Genomic DNA, 15,907 nt, shown 5'->3' with positions numbered 1-15,907 from the left:
TCCTTTAAGCCAGCATGCGGGCGGGACCGTCGGGCAGGTCGGTGCCGAAGCAGCGCTGGTAGTACTCGGCCAGGATCGGCCGTTCGACCTCGTCGCACTTGTTGAGGAAGGTCACGCGGAAGGCATAGGAATGGTCACCGAAGATGCGGGCGTTCTCGGCCCAGGTGATCACCGTGCGCGGGCTCATCACCGTGGAGATGTCGCCGTTCATGAAGCCCTGGCGGGTCAGGTCGGCCAGCATCACCATCTTGGACACCAGGTCGCGGCCCTCGGGGCTGTCGTAATCCTTGAGCTTGGCCACCACGATGGAGCATTCGTCGTCATGGGCCAGATAGTTCAGGGTGGCGACGATGTTCCAACGGTCCATCTGGCCCTGGTTGATCTGCTGGGTGCCGTGATAGAGGCCGGTGGTGTCGCCCAGGCCCACGGTGTTGGCGGTGGCGAACAGGCGGAAGGCGGCGTGGGGCCGGATCACCCGGTTCTGGTCCAGAAGGGTCAGGCGGCCTTCCACTTCCAGCACGCGCTGAATCACGAACATCACGTCGGGGCGGCCGGCGTCGTATTCGTCGAACACCAGGGCGCAGGGGTGCTGCAAGGCCCAGGGCAGCATGCCTTCGCGGAATTCGGTGATCTGCTTGCCGTCCTTGACCACGATGGCGTCCTTGCCGATCAGGTCGATGCGGCTGACATGGCTGTCCAGGTTGACGCGGATGCAGGGCCAGTTGAGCCGTGCCGCCACCTGCTCGATATGGGTGGACTTGCCGGTGCCGTGATAGCCCTGGACCATGACGCGGCGGTTGAAGGCGAAGCCGGCCAGGATGGCCTTGGTGGTGTCCGGGTCGAAGCGGTAGGCCGGGTCCACGTCGGGCACGTGCTCGCTGCCTACCGAGAAGGCGGGAACCTTCATGTCGAGGTCGATGCCGAACACCTCGCGGGCGGAGATCTCGGTATCGGGCATGGCCAGGGGATGGTCGGAGGCAAGCGGGCTTTGGATCTTGGAGGTCATACTCTCGTCCTTGGGGGGCTGCTTACTGGCTCAGGCTGAGCTTTAAGGTGTTGTAGGCGTGGTTGATGCGCTTGAAGCGCTCTTCGGCGTCCTTGTCGCCATTGTTGGCGTCGGGATGATGCTGCTTGACCAGTTCCTTGTAGCGGGCCTTCAGCATGTCGGCGGTGAGCGGCGGAGTCAGTTCGAGAACCGCCATGGCCTCTTCCTCGGGCGTGGCGACGCGGGCCTTGGGCCGCGCCTCCTCGGTGGCGGCGTCCTCGAAAACCTCGAAGGGGTCGTGGATGGTATAGGCGAATTTGCGCTTGGCGCCCTGGATGCCCAGCGGCCAGGTGGGGCGCTGCCAGGTGGTGTCCTTGCGCAGTTCGGCCTCGATCTCCTCGGCGCCCATGCCGGCGTAGTAGTTCCAGGCCAGATTGTACTCGCGCACATGGTTCAGGCAGAACCAGTAGTAATCGGTCAGTCGGTCGCGGGCCTGGGGGGCGCGATATTCGGCTTCGAGCGCGCAGCCGGGATGGTCGCAACGGCGGGTGGCCGGTTGCGCCGGGGAGGGGCCGAAGGCCGGCCGCCAGGATCTGCGGGCGTTGGTCGCTTTCATGGCACCGGTCATAATGGAGGCTCGCCCGCGCCAAGGCAAGGCGTGAGCGGCGCATATGGGCTGTCGGAACCTCCTCTTGACGCCGGGCCCCTTTGGCCCCAATTGGGGAGGGTTCGATTTCACGAGAGGGATTACGGGAATGCTGGTGGCCGAGATCATGACGCAGAAGATCGAAGACGCGCTGAAGCCGACGCGGCTGGTGGTGGCCGATGATTCCCACCGGCACGCCGGCCATGCCGGCCATCATCCGGACGGGGAAAGCCATTTCACCGTGACCATCGTCTCGGCGGCCTTCGAAGGCGTCAGCCGCGTCGAGCGCCACCGCAAGGTCAACGCCCTGCTGGCCGAGGAGCTGGCCGGGCGCGTGCACGCCATGGCGCTGACCCTGATGACTCCGGACGAGGACGCCCGGCGGCTTTAGCTGGCTGCGGAAAGCCCCCGAAGTGAGGTTTTCCCCAACCTGTCGACGCGGCGTGCTCCGAGCCGGGGGCGCTACTCCACCTTCATCAGGGCGATGTCGTGCTTGCTCGACAACGGCGTCGTCCGGCTGCCGGGCGTCGCCTGGAAGGCGTAGGTGTACCGGACCGCGCTGTAGGACAGGGTCACGGTCTCGACCGGCATGTCCCCGGCGCCGCCGCCCAGCGAGACGTTGGAAATGATCGCGTTGCTCATTTCCACCTTCAGGTATTCCACCAGGGCGTCGCCATCCGAGCGGCAGGCGGTGAACACCGCCGTGGCGATGGGCTTGCCGCTCCAGCATCGCTTCAGCATGGGCACCGAGGCCGCGTCGGTGTATTTGGTGAAGCTGAAATCGGCGTGATTGGCCTGCTCCACCGTGCCGCCGGCCGAGCGGGTCGGGCTGGTGGGCTGGTTGAAGGAGTGGCTCCAGGACAGCGCCTGAATCTCCTTCGCGTGACCCGTGATCTGGCACTCGCCGTCGATATCCGCGAGCCTGAGAAAGAAATTCTGCGCCATGTCGTCCTCCCCACTTTTCAGGAGGCCGCGCCCCCTTGCTTCATGGGGTAAGGGTATTGCTGCCAAAGATTGACGGCAATGCGCTAATTGCACTCAGTTGAATCGACAATTTTTACGTATACAATCCGAGGTAATCTATTTCACCTTGACGTCCATGATCTCCAGGTTGCGCCGGGCCGTGTCGGCGGCGGCACTTTCCGGCGCGGCGGCGATGGTCTTCATCCAATCCTCGCGGGCGCCGGCCTGATCGTCTTCCAGGCGGCGGATCATGCCTCGTTCCAGCAGGGCATCGGGAAAGGACTGGTCCAGGATTAGGGCGCGGGCCAGGTCATCCTTGGCCAGGGCCAGCTTGTCCAGATAGCGGTAGGCCACGGCCCGCAGCACCATGGCCTCGATGCGGTTGGGCTGCACCTTGAGCAGGGCCGACAGCACGTCGACCACTTCGGCGTAATGGCCGACCGAGGCCAGGGTGACCGCCTTGTCCAGCATCAGCTCGGGGTGGCCCGGCACCAGCTTCAGCGCCGTGTCCTGGTCGGCCAGTGCCAGCTGCGGCTTGCCCGCCAGCAACCAGGCCTGTCCCGCCTGGGCCAGCATCTCGGCGCGCAGCGATTCCTCGCGGCGGCTGATGCCGGCCAGGGCTTCCAGGCGTTTGGCGGCCTCTTCGTACTTGCCCAGGCCGATCAGCGCCACCGCCGCGCAGTGCCGCGCCGGCTCGCCGCCGCCCAGCGAGCCCCAGGCGATGGCTTCCTCCCACCCGTCCTCGGGCTTGGCGCGGGCCAGGGTCAGGCAGGTGCGGTATTCCATCTTGGGATTGATGGTCTCGGCCGGAGCCGGGGCGGGAAGCCACAGCAGGGGCAGCAGCAGGGGGATGGTGCGTAGTCTCATGGGGGCGTAGTCTCTCCAATTGTGCGGGCGGTGCAAGGAAAGACAGATGGCCAAGCGATTTTTCCTGTTCGGGCTGGGCTTTTCCGGCCGGGTGATCGCCCGCGGGCTGGTCGAGGCGGGCTGGGAGGTGATGGCCACCACCCGCTCGGGCGAGGCGGCGGACTGTCCCGGGGTCCAGGTTCTGCCCTTCGACCGCGACCATCGTCTGCCGGCCGGCTGTCTGGACGGAGTCGAGGCGGTGCTGTCCTCGGTGCCGCCCGATGATCGCGGCGACCCCGTGCTCGACCTGATGGCCGACGCCATCCGCGCGGCGGCTCCCGCCTGGCTCGGCTATCTCTCCACCACCGGCGTCTACGGCGATCATGGCGGTGCCTGGGTGGACGAGGCGACGCCGCCCAATCCCGGCCTGGACCGCTCGCGCCGTCGTCTGGCCGCCGAAACCCAGTGGCGAGAGAGGGGGGCGCATATCTTCCGGCTGGCGGGAATTTACGGCCCCGGCCGTTCGGCGGTGGACACCGTGCGGGCCGGGCAGGCGCGTCGCGTGGTCAAGCCGGGCCAGGTGTTCAGTCGGATCCATGTGGAGGACATCGCCGCCGCGATTCTGGCCTCGCTGGGGCGTCCCGATCCCGGGGCGATCTACAATCTGTGCGACGATGACGCCGCCCCGCCCCAGGAGGTCATCGCCCACGCCTGCGCCCTGCTGGGCCTCGAACCGCCGCCGGAAATTCCGTGGGAGCAGGCCGAGGCGACCCTGTCGCCCATGGCGCTCAGCTTCTATGCCGACAACAAGCGCGTCGACAACGCCCGGATGAAGCGCGACCTGGGCGTCCGGCTGAAATACCCGACCTATCGCGAGGGGCTGAAAAGCTGTCTATGACGGCGTCGGCACGGCGAGGCGGGGCTCCCGCCCCTTAGCCCCGGTTGGAGGCGAGCCTCCAAACCTCCCCTGGTTTTGAAAATAAAAGGGGGGCCGGGGCATGCCCCGGATGGGTTTGGGCGAGTGCCCAACAGAGACTCCCGCACCCAGGTCTTACTTGGTCTCGGTCGGCTCGGGGGTGGTCTTGGCGGGCAGGGTGGCGGCTTTGCCGCGCACGGCCTTGGTCATCGCCATGCCGGCGGCGAAGGCGGGGTTGAGGTAGGGGCTGCGGCCATCGGCGACGCGCACTGGCTCCAGTCCCATGCCCTTGAGGCAGTCGTAAATTTCGCGAAGTTCCGCGGGTCCCAGCATTCTCGTTCCTCGGCATGCATTGCCTGACGGCTAGTCTGCACCGAATCGGGGGCGGAATGCGATAGGATTTTGTGCAATGCAGCATCGCCCGCCCGGCGCGTCCCAGGCCCCGAATTCCGGGGCGGGCAAAAAAGTGGCGGGACCCGGCTCATCGCCGCGTCCCGCCCAATGTCAGGGAGACAAAGCAGTAATGAGCATTGTGGTACCAGAATGCAGAATTCAGGTCAACAAAAATTCATCCGGGTCGTTCCAGGCCCCCCGCCGAGAGGGGAGGGCCTGGGTCCTACGACCTAGATGATCGCGACGGTATCCGCCTGCGGGCCCTTCAGCCCCAGGGTGGTGGTGACGCGGACGCGCTGACCGGATTCCAGGGTCTTGATCCCGGAGCGCTCCAGCGCCTTCACGTGCACGAACACGTCCTTGCCGCCCTGATCGCAAGCGACGAAGCCAAAGCCCTTCTCGGCGGAGAAGAACTTGACCACGCCCTCCACGGTCTCGGTCGGGCCGCGCTCTTCCCGGCGCGGGGCGCGCGGGGTGGCGGTGGTGCTGTCCACTTCATGGACCATCACCACCTGCGGGCCACGCTGCCCGGCGCCCAGGTCGACCACCAGGGTCGCGCCTTCGGCGACCTGGGTCAGGCCGGCGCGCTCGAGAGCGGAAATGTGCAGGAAAGCGTCGGGGCTGCCGTCGGACGGGGCGACGAAGCCGAAGCCCTTCGAGGCATTGAACCACTTCACAGTGGCGCTGACGTTCGCCTGACTGACCATCTGACGGTCAAAGGAGCTGGGCGCCATCGGCCGCGAAGGACGCGGGTCGAAAGCCGGCTCGCCAAAGTCGTCCCGACGACCGCGTCCGCGCTCGCCCCTGCCATGATTATCTCGGTTCCATGCCATGTGTCATTCTCGTCGTAAGTAAACAAAATCCCCCGCACCCACGCGAGGGCATTCCGCCCGGCTCAGCGCGCCAAGGTCAGCCTGAAGCTATATCATTACCTGAGAATCAGGCGCCCGCATAGGGGGTTACGGGCCGCGCAAGGGCTCCTGATAATTATTTTTTTGTGCTGCACTGCGGTCGTGGCGGCGAATAATCCGGTACAACCCCATGGTCAGGCCGACGACGATTGCGCCCGAATAGGCGACATCCGACAGAAAATGCCCGCCTTGAGCGATTCTGACCGCTCCCATGGCCAGCCCGAAGGCCAGGGCGGCGGCAAAGGCGGCGCGGCGGCGGCGGGGCGGGGCGATCAGGGCCAGCGATACGGTCCAAAAGCCCAGGGCGGCGTGGCCCGATGGGAAAGAGCAATTGTCGGGGCACTGGTCGGAGATAATCAGCGGCGGGGTGTAGCGGCGGTCGGGCTGGTGGCCGGCGTTGAATTCGGCGATGGTCGAGGGGCGCGCCCGCCCCCAGTAATCCTTGAGAATGACATTGACCACCAGGCCCGGCCCCAGCGCCAGGGAGCCCACTACCAGCAGCGCCATGGGCGGCCGGATGCCCGCCACCGGACGCTTGAGAATCGCCGCCGCCGCTCCGGCCAGGGCGATCAGCCCGGCGGCGGTGAACAGGAAGATGGGCAGAATCTTGCGGGCGAATTCGCCGATGGGGTGAACGCGAAAGGGAAAGCCGCGCGCCTGGGCGTCGAAGAACAGCGCCGAGGCGGCAAGGTCGATCTGGGGAAACAGCGTCAGCGGCACCAGGGCGGCAAGGACCCAGGTCCAGGGATTGCGGAACACGGCTGACCCCATCAGCCGTCCTCGAGATGGAACAGTCCTGACAAGCCGATCAGTCCGGCGAACAGCGGCGGCGTCCAGGCCGCCAGAGTCTGGGGCAGGGTCGCCGACAGGCCCAGGGCATAGATCACCTTGGAAAAGAAGTAGACGGCGAAACCGGCGGCCACGCCGGCGCCGATGCGGGCCAGCAGGCCGCCGGACCGGGTGTTGGGTCGCAACGAAAACACCGCCGCCATCAGGACCATGCCGCAATAGAGCACCGGTGAGGCCAGCAGCGACTGCAGATACAGACGATGCTTGTTGGCGGTGAAGCCCGCTCGCTCGAAGAACCGGATGAAGCCGGGCAATTGCCAGAAGGACAGGGTTTCCGGCGACGCGAAATTATCGTGGATGCGGTCCAGGGTCAGTTGGGTGGGAATGTGCATCTGTTCCTTGAAGACCGAGGGCTTGCCGCCTTCCATCACCCAGGCCCGCCGCACCTCGAAGGCGCCGTCCACCAGGGTGGCGGATTCGGCGGAAATGCGCTGGTGGAAGTGGTCGGGCCGGTCGTACAGGAAGAAATGCGCATCGCGGATGTGGAGGACCAGCCCATCCTGGCGCACCGTCTCGGAGTGGACCACCATCTCGCCGTTCTCGTGGGGCTCGCGCAGCCACAGCCCCACCTCTGAAATGTCGAAGGCGCTGGCCTTGGTCGCCAGCAATTCGTCCTGCAGACGTTCATAGCGGCCGTACATGGCGGCGGCCATGGGGTTGAAGGTGGTGATCTCGAAGATGCCGAAAATTCCGGCCACGGCCAGCACCGGCGTGATGAACTGCCAGACGGAAATGCCGGCGGCGCGGGCCACCACCAGTTCATGGGTGCGGGTCAGGCGCCAGAAGCACACCATGGAGCCGATCATCACCGCGAAGGGCAGGATGGTATGCAGCATCTGCGGCAGCTTGAAGAACGCCATCAGCAGAATGGGGGTGATGCCCAGTTCCGGCCGTCCGGCGGCGCGGCGGATCAGCTCGATCACGTCGAACAGCAGGATGATCCCCAGAATCACCAGCAGGACGGTGGCGAAGGCCGAGGCGAATTGCCGCCCGATATAGCCGCTCATGATGGGGGATAAGCGCATGATGCCCGAATTCGGTGTGGTCCGAGGAAAGCCGAGTATAGAGGTTTCGCCCGTCTCCGTGTCATAAACCTTTTCGGCTTGGAAAAGGAAAGACGGCGATGGTGACCCTGACGCGCATCTATACCCGGTCGGGCGACAAGGGCAAGACCTCACTGGGCGACGGCACCCGGGTGGGCAAGCACGATCTTCGGGTTGAGGCCTACGGCACGGTGGACGAGGCCAATGCGGTCGTCGGCCTGGCCCGCCTGCACGCCGAGGGCGCGATGATGGCGCTGCTGCAAAGGGTGCAGAACGACCTGTTCGACCTGGGCGCGGACCTTTGCACTCCCGCCGCCGCCGACGAGGTCCCCGGGACGCGCCTGCGCGTCGTCCAATCCCAGGTGGATCGCCTGGAGGCCGAGATTGATGCGGCCAATGAGTCCCTGGCGCCGCTCGCCTCGTTCATCCTGCCCGCCGGCTCGCCGCTCGCCGCCCATCTGCACCACGCCCGCACGGTGGTGCGCCGCGCCGAGCGCCTGATGGTCGCCCTGTCCGATGTCGAGGCGGTCAATCCCCAGGCGATCATCTACGCCAATCGCCTGTCGGATCTGCTGTTCGTCCTGGCCCGCGTCGCCAACGGCAACGGGGCTGAAGACGTCCTGTGGGTGCCGGGGGGTGCGCGTTGACATCCCTGAACTCCCGTCATATTGTGCAATGCAATAGCAAATTCCGCCCGGCGATGCCGATTAATGGGCCGCTCTGGGGTCTAAGGGGTTGAAGACACGATGAAAATCCTGGTCGCGATCAAGCGTGTGATCGATTACAACGTGAAGATTCGGGTGAAGTCGGACGGTTCGGGCGTCGAGACCCAGAACGTGAAGTTCTCCATGAACCCGTTCGACGAGATCGCGGTTGAGGAGGCGGTTCGCCTCAAGGAAGCGGGCAAGGCCACGGAAGTGGTGGTGGTCTCCATCGGCCCGGCCGCCGCGTCGGAGACGCTGCGCACGGCGCTGGCCATGGGCGCCGACCGCGGCGTGCTGGTCCAGACCGATGACGAGGTCCAGCCCCTGGGCGTGGCCAAGGTCTTGAAGGCGCTGGTGGCCAAGGAGGCTCCCGGGCTGATCATCCTGGGCAAGCAGGCCATCGACGACGATTCCAACCAGACCGGCCAGATGCTGGCGGCGCTGCTGGGCTGTGCCCAGGGCACCTTCGCCAGCAAGGTGGAGATCGGCGCCGATGCCATCACCGTCACCCGCGAGGTGGACGGCGGGCTGGAGACGGTGTCGCTGAAGCTGCCGGCGGTGGTGACCACCGACCTGCGCCTCAACGAGCCGCGCTATGCCTCGCTGCCCAACATCATGAAGGCCAAGAAGAAGCCCATCGACACGGTGTCGCCGGCCGATCTGGGCGTCGACGTGGCGCCGCGCCTAGTGACGCTGTCGGTGGCCGAGCCGCCCAAGCGCAGCGCCGGCATCAAGGTGGCCGACGTGGCCGCCCTGGTCGACAAGCTGAAGAACGAAGCCAAGGTGATCTGACGGCACGACCGGGCGATTGCCCGGACCCATTTGGGGCGATGCCCCAAACCCCCTTTGAATTCAAAAGGGGTCCGGGGTCTTCCCCGGTCGGGGTGCGGGGCGGAAGCCCCGACGTGGCCAGGACAAGGAACGAAAAGACATGACCATTCTGGTTATCGCGGAACATGAAGGCGGCGCTCTCAAATCCGCCACGCTGAACACCGTTTCCGCCGCTTCCAAGATCGGCGGCGACGTGCATGTGCTGGTGGCCGGCTCGGGCATCGGCGCGGTGGCCGAGGCCGCCGCCAAGGTGGCGGGCGTCGCCAAGGTGCTGTCGGCCGACGCCGCCCTTTACGCCAACCATCTGGCCGAGCCGCTGGCCGCCCTGGTGGTGAGCCTTGCCGGGTCCTATTCCCACATCCTGGCGCCGGCCACCACGGGGGGCAAGAACGTGGCGCCCCGCGTCGCCGCCCTGCTGGACGTGGCGCAGATCTCCGAGATCACCGCCGTGGTGTCGCCCGATACCTTCGTGCGGCCGATCTATGCCGGCAACGCCCTGGCCACCGTGCAGTCCAAGGACGCGGTCAAGGTGATCACCGTGCGCGGCACCGGCTTTGAGGCCGCCAAGGCCGAGGGCGGCTCCGCGTCGGTGGAAGCCGTGTCGGCCGCCGCCGATCCGGCCCTGTCGTCCTTCGTCGGCAGCCAGCTGTCCAAGTCCGAGCGTCCGGAACTGACCTCGGCCCGGATCATCATCTCGGGCGGTCGCGGCATGCAGTCGGGCGACAACTTCCACCTGCTGGAAGCCGTGGCCGACAAGCTGGGCGCCGCAGTCGGTGCCTCGCGCGCCGCCGTGGACGCCGGCTTCGTGCCCAACGACTTCCAGGTGGGCCAGACCGGCAAGATCGTCGCCCCCGACCTCTACATCGCCGTCGGCATCTCGGGCGCCATCCAGCACCTGGCCGGCATGAAGGACTCCAAGGTCATCGTCGCCATCAACAAGGACGAAGAGGCCCCCATCTTCCAGGTCGCCGATTACGGTCTGGTCGCGGATCTCTTCAAGGTGTTGCCGGAGCTGGCCTCCGAACTCAACAAGTAACCGTCAACCTGCCCTACGGCTGAAGCCATAGTATCCGGGAGCCTCATAATGACTGCTATCAATAAGATCGGTGTTATCGGCGCGGGCCAGATGGGCAATGGTATCGCCCAAGTCTGCGCTGCCGCCGGTTTCGACGTTATCCTGCTCGACGTCAGCGAGGAGGCCCTGAAGAAGGGTCTTGGCACCATCACCAAGAACCTGGACCGCGCCCTTTCCAAGGGCAAGCTGACCGAGGCCGAAAAAGCTGCCACGCTCGGTCACATCAAGACCACCACCGCCTATGCCGATTTCTCGGATAGCGATCTGGTCATCGAGGCCGCCACCGAGGATGAGAAGATCAAGCGGGCCATCTTCGCCCAGCTCTGCCCGGTGCTGAAGCCCGAGGCCCATATCGCGTCCAACACCTCGTCGCTGTCCATCACCCGCCTGGGTGCCGCCACCGACCGTCCCGCCAAGTTCATGGGCATGCACTTCATGAACCCGGTGCCGGTCATGAAGCTGGTGGAATTGATCCGCGGCATCGCCACCAGCGAGGAGACCTTCTCCCTGGTGACCGAGATGACCCAGAAGCTGGGCAAGAAGGCAGTGGCCGCCGAGGACTTCCCGGCCTTCATCGTCAACCGCATCCTGCTGCCCATGATCAACGAAGCCGTCTACACCCTGTACGAGGGCGTCGGCTCGGTGGCCAGCATCGATACCGCCATGAAGCTGGGCGCCAACCACCCCATGGGTCCGCTGGAACTGGCCGACTTCATCGGTCTGGACACCTGTCTGGCGGTGATGCAGGTCCTGCACGAGGGCCTCGCCGACACCAAGTATCGCCCCTGCCCGCTGCTGGTGAAGTATGTGGAGGCCGGCTGGCTGGGCCGCAAGACCGGCCGCGGCTTCTACGATTACACCGGCGAGACCCCGGTTCCGACCCGCTAAATCAGCGGTTCCGGACGGAACGCAGGGCGGGAGGCCATGGCCTCCCGCCCTTTTTCGTTTGGCGGCGGCCTATGGAACTTCATGTTTTATACACCACTATTATTATAGGTATGGAGATGTGGCGCCCAGCTATGATAGGGCTGGTTCGGGTGCTGCAGTCCAAAAGAAGTATATCAAAGGTGAGCCATGAGTTTTCATTGGACGATCACCCGCAAGCTTCAGGCCATGACTGTCCTGATGCTGCTGCTCCTGACCGCCACCAGCGGCTTCGGTATCCTGGGTATGAGCCGCATGCACGACGGCTTTCGGGCGGTGACGGAAGATACGACCCCGGCGTTGATCCATCTTTCGGGAACCGTGGATGCCCTGCACCGCATCCGCGTCCGCGTGATCGGCGCGGCTATGGAAACCGATTCCGCCCGCATTGCGGCGCTGCGCGATGAATACGTCAAGCAGCTCGCCGATCTGAACAAGACCTGGAATGCGTATGCCGCCAGCCGCCTGTCGCCGGAGGAAGCCGCCCTGGCCCGGGAGGCAGAGACCGGCATCAAGAGCTACCAGGGCTTTATACAGGAGAGTTGGGCGCGCATCGCCGCCGGCGAAGCCAACGGCGTCCTTGCCGATCTGGTGGGCGGCAAGGGGGTGGATAAATTCCGTGAGGCGGCCACCCCCTTGCGCAAATTGCTGGATTTCCAGAGCCGGGAAGCCGCCACCATGTTCGCCGAGGGCGAGCAGAACTACGACCGCGATCGGAGCGCCAGTCTTGGCCTGGTCGGACTTGGTCTGGTTCTCGGCTTCGCCCTGTCGGCGCTGATCGGCCGCTCGGTGGCCCGGCCCATTCACCGCATCATCGCGGTCATGGGGCGTCTGGCCGCCAATGACACCCAGGTGGAGGTGACCGGGCAGGATCGCGGCGACGAGGTTGGGGAAATCGCCCGCGCCGTCCAGGTGTTCAAGCTCAATGCGCTGGAAAAAGGCCGGCTGGAGGCGGAGGCGCAGGAGAACAAGCGTCTGGCCGAAAGTCGGCATCATCAGGAAATGAAGTCCCTGGCCGCTGACTTCGAAAGCGGCGTTTCGGTCGTGGTGGACAAGGTGGCCGGGGCCTCGGCCGAGATGGAGCACACGGCCCAGGCGCTGTCCACTCTGTCCGAGCAGGTCGCCGTCCGGGCGGAAGAGGTGGCCGGCGCCTCGGAGCATGCCGCCGCCAATGTGGAGACCGTTGCCGCCGCCACCGAGGAATTGGCGGCTTCGGTCGCCGAGATCGGCCGGCAGGTCTCGGAATCCGCCCGCGTCGCCCGCGACGCCGTGGACGAGGCGGCCCAGGCCAACACCATCGTTCACGGCCTGTCCGAGGCCACCAAGCGGATCGGCGAAGTGGTCACCATGATCACCGATATTGCCGCCCAGACCAACCTGCTGGCGCTGAATGCCACCATCGAGGCGGCCCGGGCGGGCGAGGCGGGCAAGGGCTTCGCCGTGGTGGCGGGCGAAGTGAAGAACCTGGCCAATCAGACGGCGCGGGCCACCGACGAGATCTCGCAGCAGATCGCTTCGGTGCAGGCTGAGACGGGGCGGGCGGTGGATGCCATCCGTGGGGTCGGAACCACCATCGGCCGGATCGACGAGATTTCCGCCGCCATTGCCTCGGCGGTGGAGGAGCAGGGCGCGGCCACGCGGGAAATCGCCCGCAACGTGGAGGAGGCGGCCCAGGGCACCCAATCGGTGTCGGGCAATATCGCCGGCGTCACCTCGGCGGCGCGCGATACCGGTCAGGCCTCGGCCACGGTCCTGGCCTCTGCCACCGAACTGGCGGCCGAGGCGCATACCCTGCGCCGGATCGTGCAGGATTTCGTGGCCAAGGTCCGGGCCAGCTAGGACACTGAGCGTCAAATGTGGGGCGCGTCGTCATCCTGAGCGCCGCGACGGTGCAGGTTTAAGGCCTTTGATCCGGGCCAGGCGGGGCTGCCGCCCCGACCCCGCTTGGAGACCATGTCTCCAAACCTCTTTTTGTTTATTCATAAAATCAAAGAGGGACCGGGGGATCGCGCCCTGAGCGGGGGATCGGGGGCAAAAGCCCCCGAATTGATACCCTAAGCCGCCCCGTGGCAGTGCTTGAACTTCTTGCCCGAGCCGCAGGGGCAGGGGGCGTTGCGCGGCGTGGCGGCCCAGGTGGCCGGGTCGTTGGGGTCGACGGCGGTGTTGCGCTGAGCCAGGGCGAAGGGGGCCCCGCTGCCGCCTGAGGAGAAGGCGGGGTCCTCGCGGGTTTCCTGGGTGCGGGCGGGGCGCTGGGGCTCCAGGGCCTGCTCGGCCTCCTCCTCGCTGGAGAAGCGGAGCTGGACATGGGCCAGCACCGAGGTGACGCGCTCGCGCAGGTCGAGCAGCATCTGCTCGAACATGTTGAAGGCTTCGCGCTTGTACTCGTTCAGCGGATCGCGCTGGGCGTAGGCGCGCAGGGAGATGCCCTGACGCAGGTGGTCGAGCTGCAGCAGGTGCTCCTTCCACGCCTGATCGAGGATCTGCAGCAGCAGGCTCTTTTCCACCATGCGCATGGTGTCGGGGGTGTATTCGGCCACCTTGGCCGCCGCCTTGCGGTCGGCATGGTCGGTGATGCGGTCGCGGATTTCCTGGTCGGCGATGCCTTCTTCCTTGCCCCATTCGGCGATGGGCAGGTCCAGGTTGAAAACGCGCAGAACCTCCTCGTGCAGGGCCGCCACATCCCACTGGTCGGCATAGGCGCGCTCGGGGATGCAGCGGGCGACCATCTCGGCGATGACCTCGTGGCGGAAGGCGACGATCTCTTCCGAGACGTCGTCGGCGCTCATCAGGTCCTTACGCTGCTCGTAGATGACCTTGCGCTGGTCGTTCATCACGTCGTCGAACTTCAGCAGGTTCTTGCGGATGTCGAAGTTGCGGGCCTCGACCTTCTGCTGGGCCTTTTCCAGGGCCTTGTTGATCCAGGGATGGACGATGGCCTCGCCGTCCTTGAGCCCCAGCTTCTGCAGCATGCCGTCCATGCGCTGCGAGCCGAAGATGCGCATCAGGTCGTCTTCCAGCGACAGGAAGAACTTGGAGGCGCCGGGATCGCCCTGGCGGCCCGAGCGGCCGCGCAGCTGGTTGTCGATGCGCCGGGATTCGTGGCGCTCGGAACCGACCACGTAAAGGCCGCCGGACTCGCGCACCTTCTGCTTGTTGACCTCGATTTCGGCCTTCAGGCCCTCAATGCGCTTGACGCGCTCGGCCGGGTCGGTGACGTCGGCCAGCTCCATCCTGGTGCGCATGTCCAGGTTGCCGCCCAACTGAATGTCGGTGCCACGACCGGCCATGTTGGTGGCGATGGTGACGCCGCCGGGCACGCCGGCCTGGGCGACGATATAGGCTTCCTGCTCGTGATAGCGGGCGTTCAGCACCTGGTGCGGGATCTTCTTCTTCTTCAGCATGTCCGAGAGCAGCTCGGACTTCTCGATGGAGGTGGTGCCCACCAGGACCGGCTGCATGCGGCCACGGCATTCCTCGATCAGGGTGACGATGGCTTCGTACTTTTCCTTGGCGGTGCGATAGACCTCGTCATCGTGGTCGGTGCGGCTGACCGCCAGATTAGTGGGAATCTCGACCACTTCGAGGTTGTAGATCTCGGCGAATTCGCCGGCCTCGGTCATGGCGGTGCCGGTCATGCCGGCCAGCTTGGGGTACAGGCGGAAATAGTTCTGGAAGGTGATCGAGGCCAGGGTCTGGTTCTCGTTCTGGATGGTCACGCCTTCCTTGGCCTCCAGGGCCTGATGCAGGCCCTCGGAATAGCGGCGGCCTTCCATCATGCGGCCGGTGAACTCGTCGATGATGATGACCTTGTCATTCTTGACGATGTAGTCCACGTCGCGGGTGAATAGCTTGTGGGCGCGCAGCGCCTGGTTGACGTGATGGACCAGGGAGACGTTGCCGATGTCGTACAGCGTCCCCTTCATCAGGTCGGCGGTGCGCAGCATCTCTTCCACGTGCTCGGTGCCGCGGTCGGTGAGCGTTACGGCGCGCACCTTCTCGTCCTTCTCGAAGTCCTCGGCCACCAGGGACGGCATCAGCTTGTCCACCAGGCGGTAGAGGTCGGAATTGTCCTCGGTGGGCCCCGAGATGATCAGCGGCGTGCGCGCCTCGTCCACCAGGATGGAGTCGACCTCGTCGACGATGGCGTAGTTGAAGGGCCGCTGGACCATCTCTTCCAGGCGGAACTTCATGTTGTCGCGCAGATAGTCGAAGCCCAGCTCGTTGTTGGTGCCATAGGTCACGTCGCAGGCATAGGCCTGCTGGCGCTCCAGGTCATCCATGCCGTGGACGATGACGCCGACGGTCAGGCCGAGGAAGCGGTAGACCTGGCCCATCCACTCGGAATCGCGCTTGGCCAGATAGTCGTTGACGGTGACCACGTGCACGCCCTTGGCGGTGAGCGCGTTGAGGTAGACCGGAAGCGTGGCGACCAGGGTCTTGCCTTCACCGGTCTTCATTTCCGAGATGCGGCCCTGATGCAGCACCATGCCGCCCAGCAGTTGGACGTCGAAGTGGCGCTGGCCCAGCGTGCGCTTGGCGGCCTCGCGCACCGTGGCGAAAGCCTCGGCCATCAGGTCGTTCAGTTCGGTGCCGGACTCCAGCCGGGCGCGGAACTCGGCGGTCTTGGCGCGCAGCTCGTCGTCGGAGAGCTTCTCGAAGGCAGGTTCCAAGGCGTTGACCGCCTCGACATGCTTCTTCAGCGGCTTGAGTACACGGTCGTTGGCGGTTCCGAAGATCCGCCGGGCAAGGGCGCCGAACATGAAGCTTCCCCAAGATAAGTGAGCGGACCCCCGAAGGGGCCTATCGCGACCGGCAAGAGAT

The 15,907-nt window shown here is 65.6% G+C and carries 16 protein-coding genes; 7 read left to right on the top strand and 9 right to left on the bottom strand.

The window, feature by feature from the left end:
• Nucleotides 1–4: 4 nt before the first annotated feature.
• On the bottom strand, nucleotides 5–1,006 hold the full coding sequence (cobS, locus tag AMB_RS19815) for a cobaltochelatase subunit CobS (RefSeq protein ID WP_011386269.1): 1,002 nt from the start codon (nucleotides 1,004–1,006) through the stop codon (nucleotides 5–7).
• Nucleotides 1,007–1,028: 22 nt separating this feature from the next.
• On the bottom strand, nucleotides 1,029–1,613 hold the full coding sequence (locus AMB_RS19810; RefSeq protein WP_011386268.1) for a J domain-containing protein: 585 nt from the start codon (nucleotides 1,611–1,613) through the stop codon (nucleotides 1,029–1,031).
• 127 nt (nucleotides 1,614–1,740) lie between these two features.
• On the opposite strand from AMB_RS19810, the gene AMB_RS19805 reads away from it, so the two are divergent.
• On the top strand, nucleotides 1,741–2,022 hold the full coding sequence (locus AMB_RS19805; protein WP_043745342.1) for a BolA family protein: 282 nt from the start codon (nucleotides 1,741–1,743) through the stop codon (nucleotides 2,020–2,022).
• Between the two features lie 71 nt (nucleotides 2,023–2,093).
• Here the strand turns inward: AMB_RS19805 and AMB_RS19800 are convergent, their stop codons facing one another.
• Both AMB_RS19800 and AMB_RS19795 read right to left on the bottom strand, forming a co-directional pair.
• Nucleotides 2,094–2,576 (bottom strand): Hcp family type VI secretion system effector, encoded by a 483-nt coding sequence (locus AMB_RS19800; protein WP_011386266.1) that lies wholly within the window; start codon nucleotides 2,574–2,576, stop codon nucleotides 2,094–2,096.
• Nucleotides 2,577–2,711: 135 nt separating this feature from the next.
• Complete coding sequence (locus tag AMB_RS19795) at nucleotides 2,712–3,461, bottom strand: tetratricopeptide repeat protein (protein WP_011386265.1); 750 nt, start codon at nucleotides 3,459–3,461, stop codon at nucleotides 2,712–2,714.
• Between the two features lie 46 nt (nucleotides 3,462–3,507).
• Here AMB_RS19795 and AMB_RS19790 point away from each other — a divergent pair, with 46 nt between their 5' ends.
• Nucleotides 3,508–4,338 carry an SDR family oxidoreductase gene (locus AMB_RS19790; RefSeq protein WP_011386264.1) on the top strand — a complete coding sequence of 277 codons (831 nt, stop codon included), beginning with the start codon at nucleotides 3,508–3,510 and terminating at the stop codon, nucleotides 4,336–4,338.
• Nucleotides 4,339–4,491: 153 nt separating this feature from the next.
• On the opposite strand, the gene AMB_RS19785 is transcribed toward AMB_RS19790, so the two are convergent.
• The 4 genes from AMB_RS19785 to lptG form a co-directional block, all read right to left on the bottom strand.
• Entirely contained in the window at nucleotides 4,492–4,689 is a 198-nt protein-coding gene (locus AMB_RS19785; RefSeq protein ID WP_011386263.1) for a hypothetical protein, read from the bottom strand.
• 290 nt (nucleotides 4,690–4,979) lie between these two features.
• Complete coding sequence (locus AMB_RS26845) at nucleotides 4,980–5,582, bottom strand: cold-shock protein (protein WP_011386262.1); 603 nt, start codon at nucleotides 5,580–5,582, stop codon at nucleotides 4,980–4,982.
• 126 nt (nucleotides 5,583–5,708) lie between these two features.
• The gene (locus AMB_RS19775) at nucleotides 5,709–6,419 is read right to left on the bottom strand and encodes a phosphatase PAP2 family protein (RefSeq protein WP_231848904.1); all 711 of its coding nucleotides are present in this window, start codon (nucleotides 6,417–6,419) and stop codon (nucleotides 5,709–5,711) included.
• A gap of 11 nt (nucleotides 6,420–6,430) precedes the next feature.
• The gene (gene lptG, locus AMB_RS19770) at nucleotides 6,431–7,534 is read right to left on the bottom strand and encodes an LPS export ABC transporter permease LptG (RefSeq protein ID WP_011386260.1); all 1,104 of its coding nucleotides are present in this window, start codon (nucleotides 7,532–7,534) and stop codon (nucleotides 6,431–6,433) included.
• 98 nt (nucleotides 7,535–7,632) lie between these two features.
• On the opposite strand from lptG, the gene AMB_RS19765 reads away from it, so the two are divergent.
• The 5 genes from AMB_RS19765 (at nucleotide 7,633) to AMB_RS19745 (ending at nucleotide 12,925) form a co-directional block, all read left to right on the top strand.
• Nucleotides 7,633–8,199, top strand: coding sequence for a cob(I)yrinic acid a,c-diamide adenosyltransferase (locus AMB_RS19765; RefSeq protein ID WP_011386259.1), 567 nt, complete (start codon nucleotides 7,633–7,635; stop codon nucleotides 8,197–8,199).
• 99 nt (nucleotides 8,200–8,298) lie between these two features.
• Nucleotides 8,299–9,048, top strand: a complete 750-nt coding sequence (locus tag AMB_RS19760) for an electron transfer flavoprotein subunit beta/FixA family protein (RefSeq protein WP_011386258.1) — start codon at nucleotides 8,299–8,301, stop codon at nucleotides 9,046–9,048.
• Nucleotides 9,049–9,187: 139 nt separating this feature from the next.
• Nucleotides 9,188–10,123 (top strand): electron transfer flavoprotein subunit alpha/FixB family protein, encoded by a 936-nt coding sequence (locus tag AMB_RS19755; RefSeq protein WP_011386257.1) that lies wholly within the window; start codon nucleotides 9,188–9,190, stop codon nucleotides 10,121–10,123.
• 48 nt (nucleotides 10,124–10,171) lie between these two features.
• Entirely contained in the window at nucleotides 10,172–11,050 is an 879-nt protein-coding gene (locus AMB_RS19750; RefSeq protein WP_011386256.1) for a 3-hydroxybutyryl-CoA dehydrogenase, read from the top strand.
• A gap of 186 nt (nucleotides 11,051–11,236) precedes the next feature.
• Nucleotides 11,237–12,925 (top strand): methyl-accepting chemotaxis protein, encoded by a 1,689-nt coding sequence (locus AMB_RS19745; RefSeq protein WP_011386255.1) that lies wholly within the window; start codon nucleotides 11,237–11,239, stop codon nucleotides 12,923–12,925.
• A 215-nt stretch (nucleotides 12,926–13,140) separates the two neighbouring features.
• Here the strand turns inward: AMB_RS19745 and secA are convergent, their stop codons facing one another.
• Nucleotides 13,141–15,846: a preprotein translocase subunit SecA gene (secA, locus tag AMB_RS19740; protein ID WP_011386254.1), complete on the bottom strand. Its 2,706-nt coding sequence runs from the start codon at nucleotides 15,844–15,846 to the stop codon at nucleotides 13,141–13,143.
• Nucleotides 15,847–15,907 lie beyond the last annotated feature (61 nt).

This window comes from Paramagnetospirillum magneticum AMB-1, assembly GCF_000009985.1.
In the GTDB taxonomy this organism is placed as follows: domain Bacteria; phylum Pseudomonadota; class Alphaproteobacteria; order Rhodospirillales; family Magnetospirillaceae; genus Phaeospirillum; species Phaeospirillum magneticum.
Note: the sequence above shows the minus strand (reverse complement) of the source record. Positions and strands in the feature narration are given on the sequence as shown.

What these genes read in the sequence shown, in the direction of transcription:
- cobS (WP_011386269.1), bottom strand. Translation starts at nt 1,006, where the DNA reads ATGACCTCCAAGATCCAAAGCCCGCTTGCCTCCGACCATCCCCTGGCC.
- AMB_RS19810 (WP_011386268.1), bottom strand. Translation starts at nt 1,613, where the DNA reads ATGACCGGTGCCATGAAAGCGACCAACGCCCGCAGATCCTGGCGGCCG.
- AMB_RS19805 (WP_043745342.1), top strand. Translation starts at nt 1,741, where the DNA reads ATGCTGGTGGCCGAGATCATGACGCAGAAGATCGAAGACGCGCTGAAG.
- AMB_RS19800 (WP_011386266.1), bottom strand. Translation starts at nt 2,576, where the DNA reads ATGGCGCAGAATTTCTTTCTCAGGCTCGCGGATATCGACGGCGAGTGC.
- AMB_RS19795 (WP_011386265.1), bottom strand. Translation starts at nt 3,461, where the DNA reads ATGAGACTACGCACCATCCCCCTGCTGCTGCCCCTGCTGTGGCTTCCC.
- AMB_RS19790 (WP_011386264.1), top strand. Translation starts at nt 3,508, where the DNA reads ATGGCCAAGCGATTTTTCCTGTTCGGGCTGGGCTTTTCCGGCCGGGTG.
- AMB_RS19785 (WP_011386263.1), bottom strand. Translation starts at nt 4,689, where the DNA reads ATGCTGGGACCCGCGGAACTTCGCGAAATTTACGACTGCCTCAAGGGC.
- AMB_RS26845 (WP_011386262.1), bottom strand. Translation starts at nt 5,582, where the DNA reads ATGGCATGGAACCGAGATAATCATGGCAGGGGCGAGCGCGGACGCGGT.
- lptG (WP_011386260.1), bottom strand. Translation starts at nt 7,534, where the DNA reads ATGCGCTTATCCCCCATCATGAGCGGCTATATCGGGCGGCAATTCGCC.
- AMB_RS19765 (WP_011386259.1), top strand. Translation starts at nt 7,633, where the DNA reads ATGGTGACCCTGACGCGCATCTATACCCGGTCGGGCGACAAGGGCAAG.
- AMB_RS19760 (WP_011386258.1), top strand. Translation starts at nt 8,299, where the DNA reads ATGAAAATCCTGGTCGCGATCAAGCGTGTGATCGATTACAACGTGAAG.
- AMB_RS19755 (WP_011386257.1), top strand. Translation starts at nt 9,188, where the DNA reads ATGACCATTCTGGTTATCGCGGAACATGAAGGCGGCGCTCTCAAATCC.
- AMB_RS19750 (WP_011386256.1), top strand. Translation starts at nt 10,172, where the DNA reads ATGACTGCTATCAATAAGATCGGTGTTATCGGCGCGGGCCAGATGGGC.
- AMB_RS19745 (WP_011386255.1), top strand. Translation starts at nt 11,237, where the DNA reads ATGAGTTTTCATTGGACGATCACCCGCAAGCTTCAGGCCATGACTGTC.
- secA (WP_011386254.1), bottom strand. Translation starts at nt 15,846, where the DNA reads ATGTTCGGCGCCCTTGCCCGGCGGATCTTCGGAACCGCCAACGACCGT.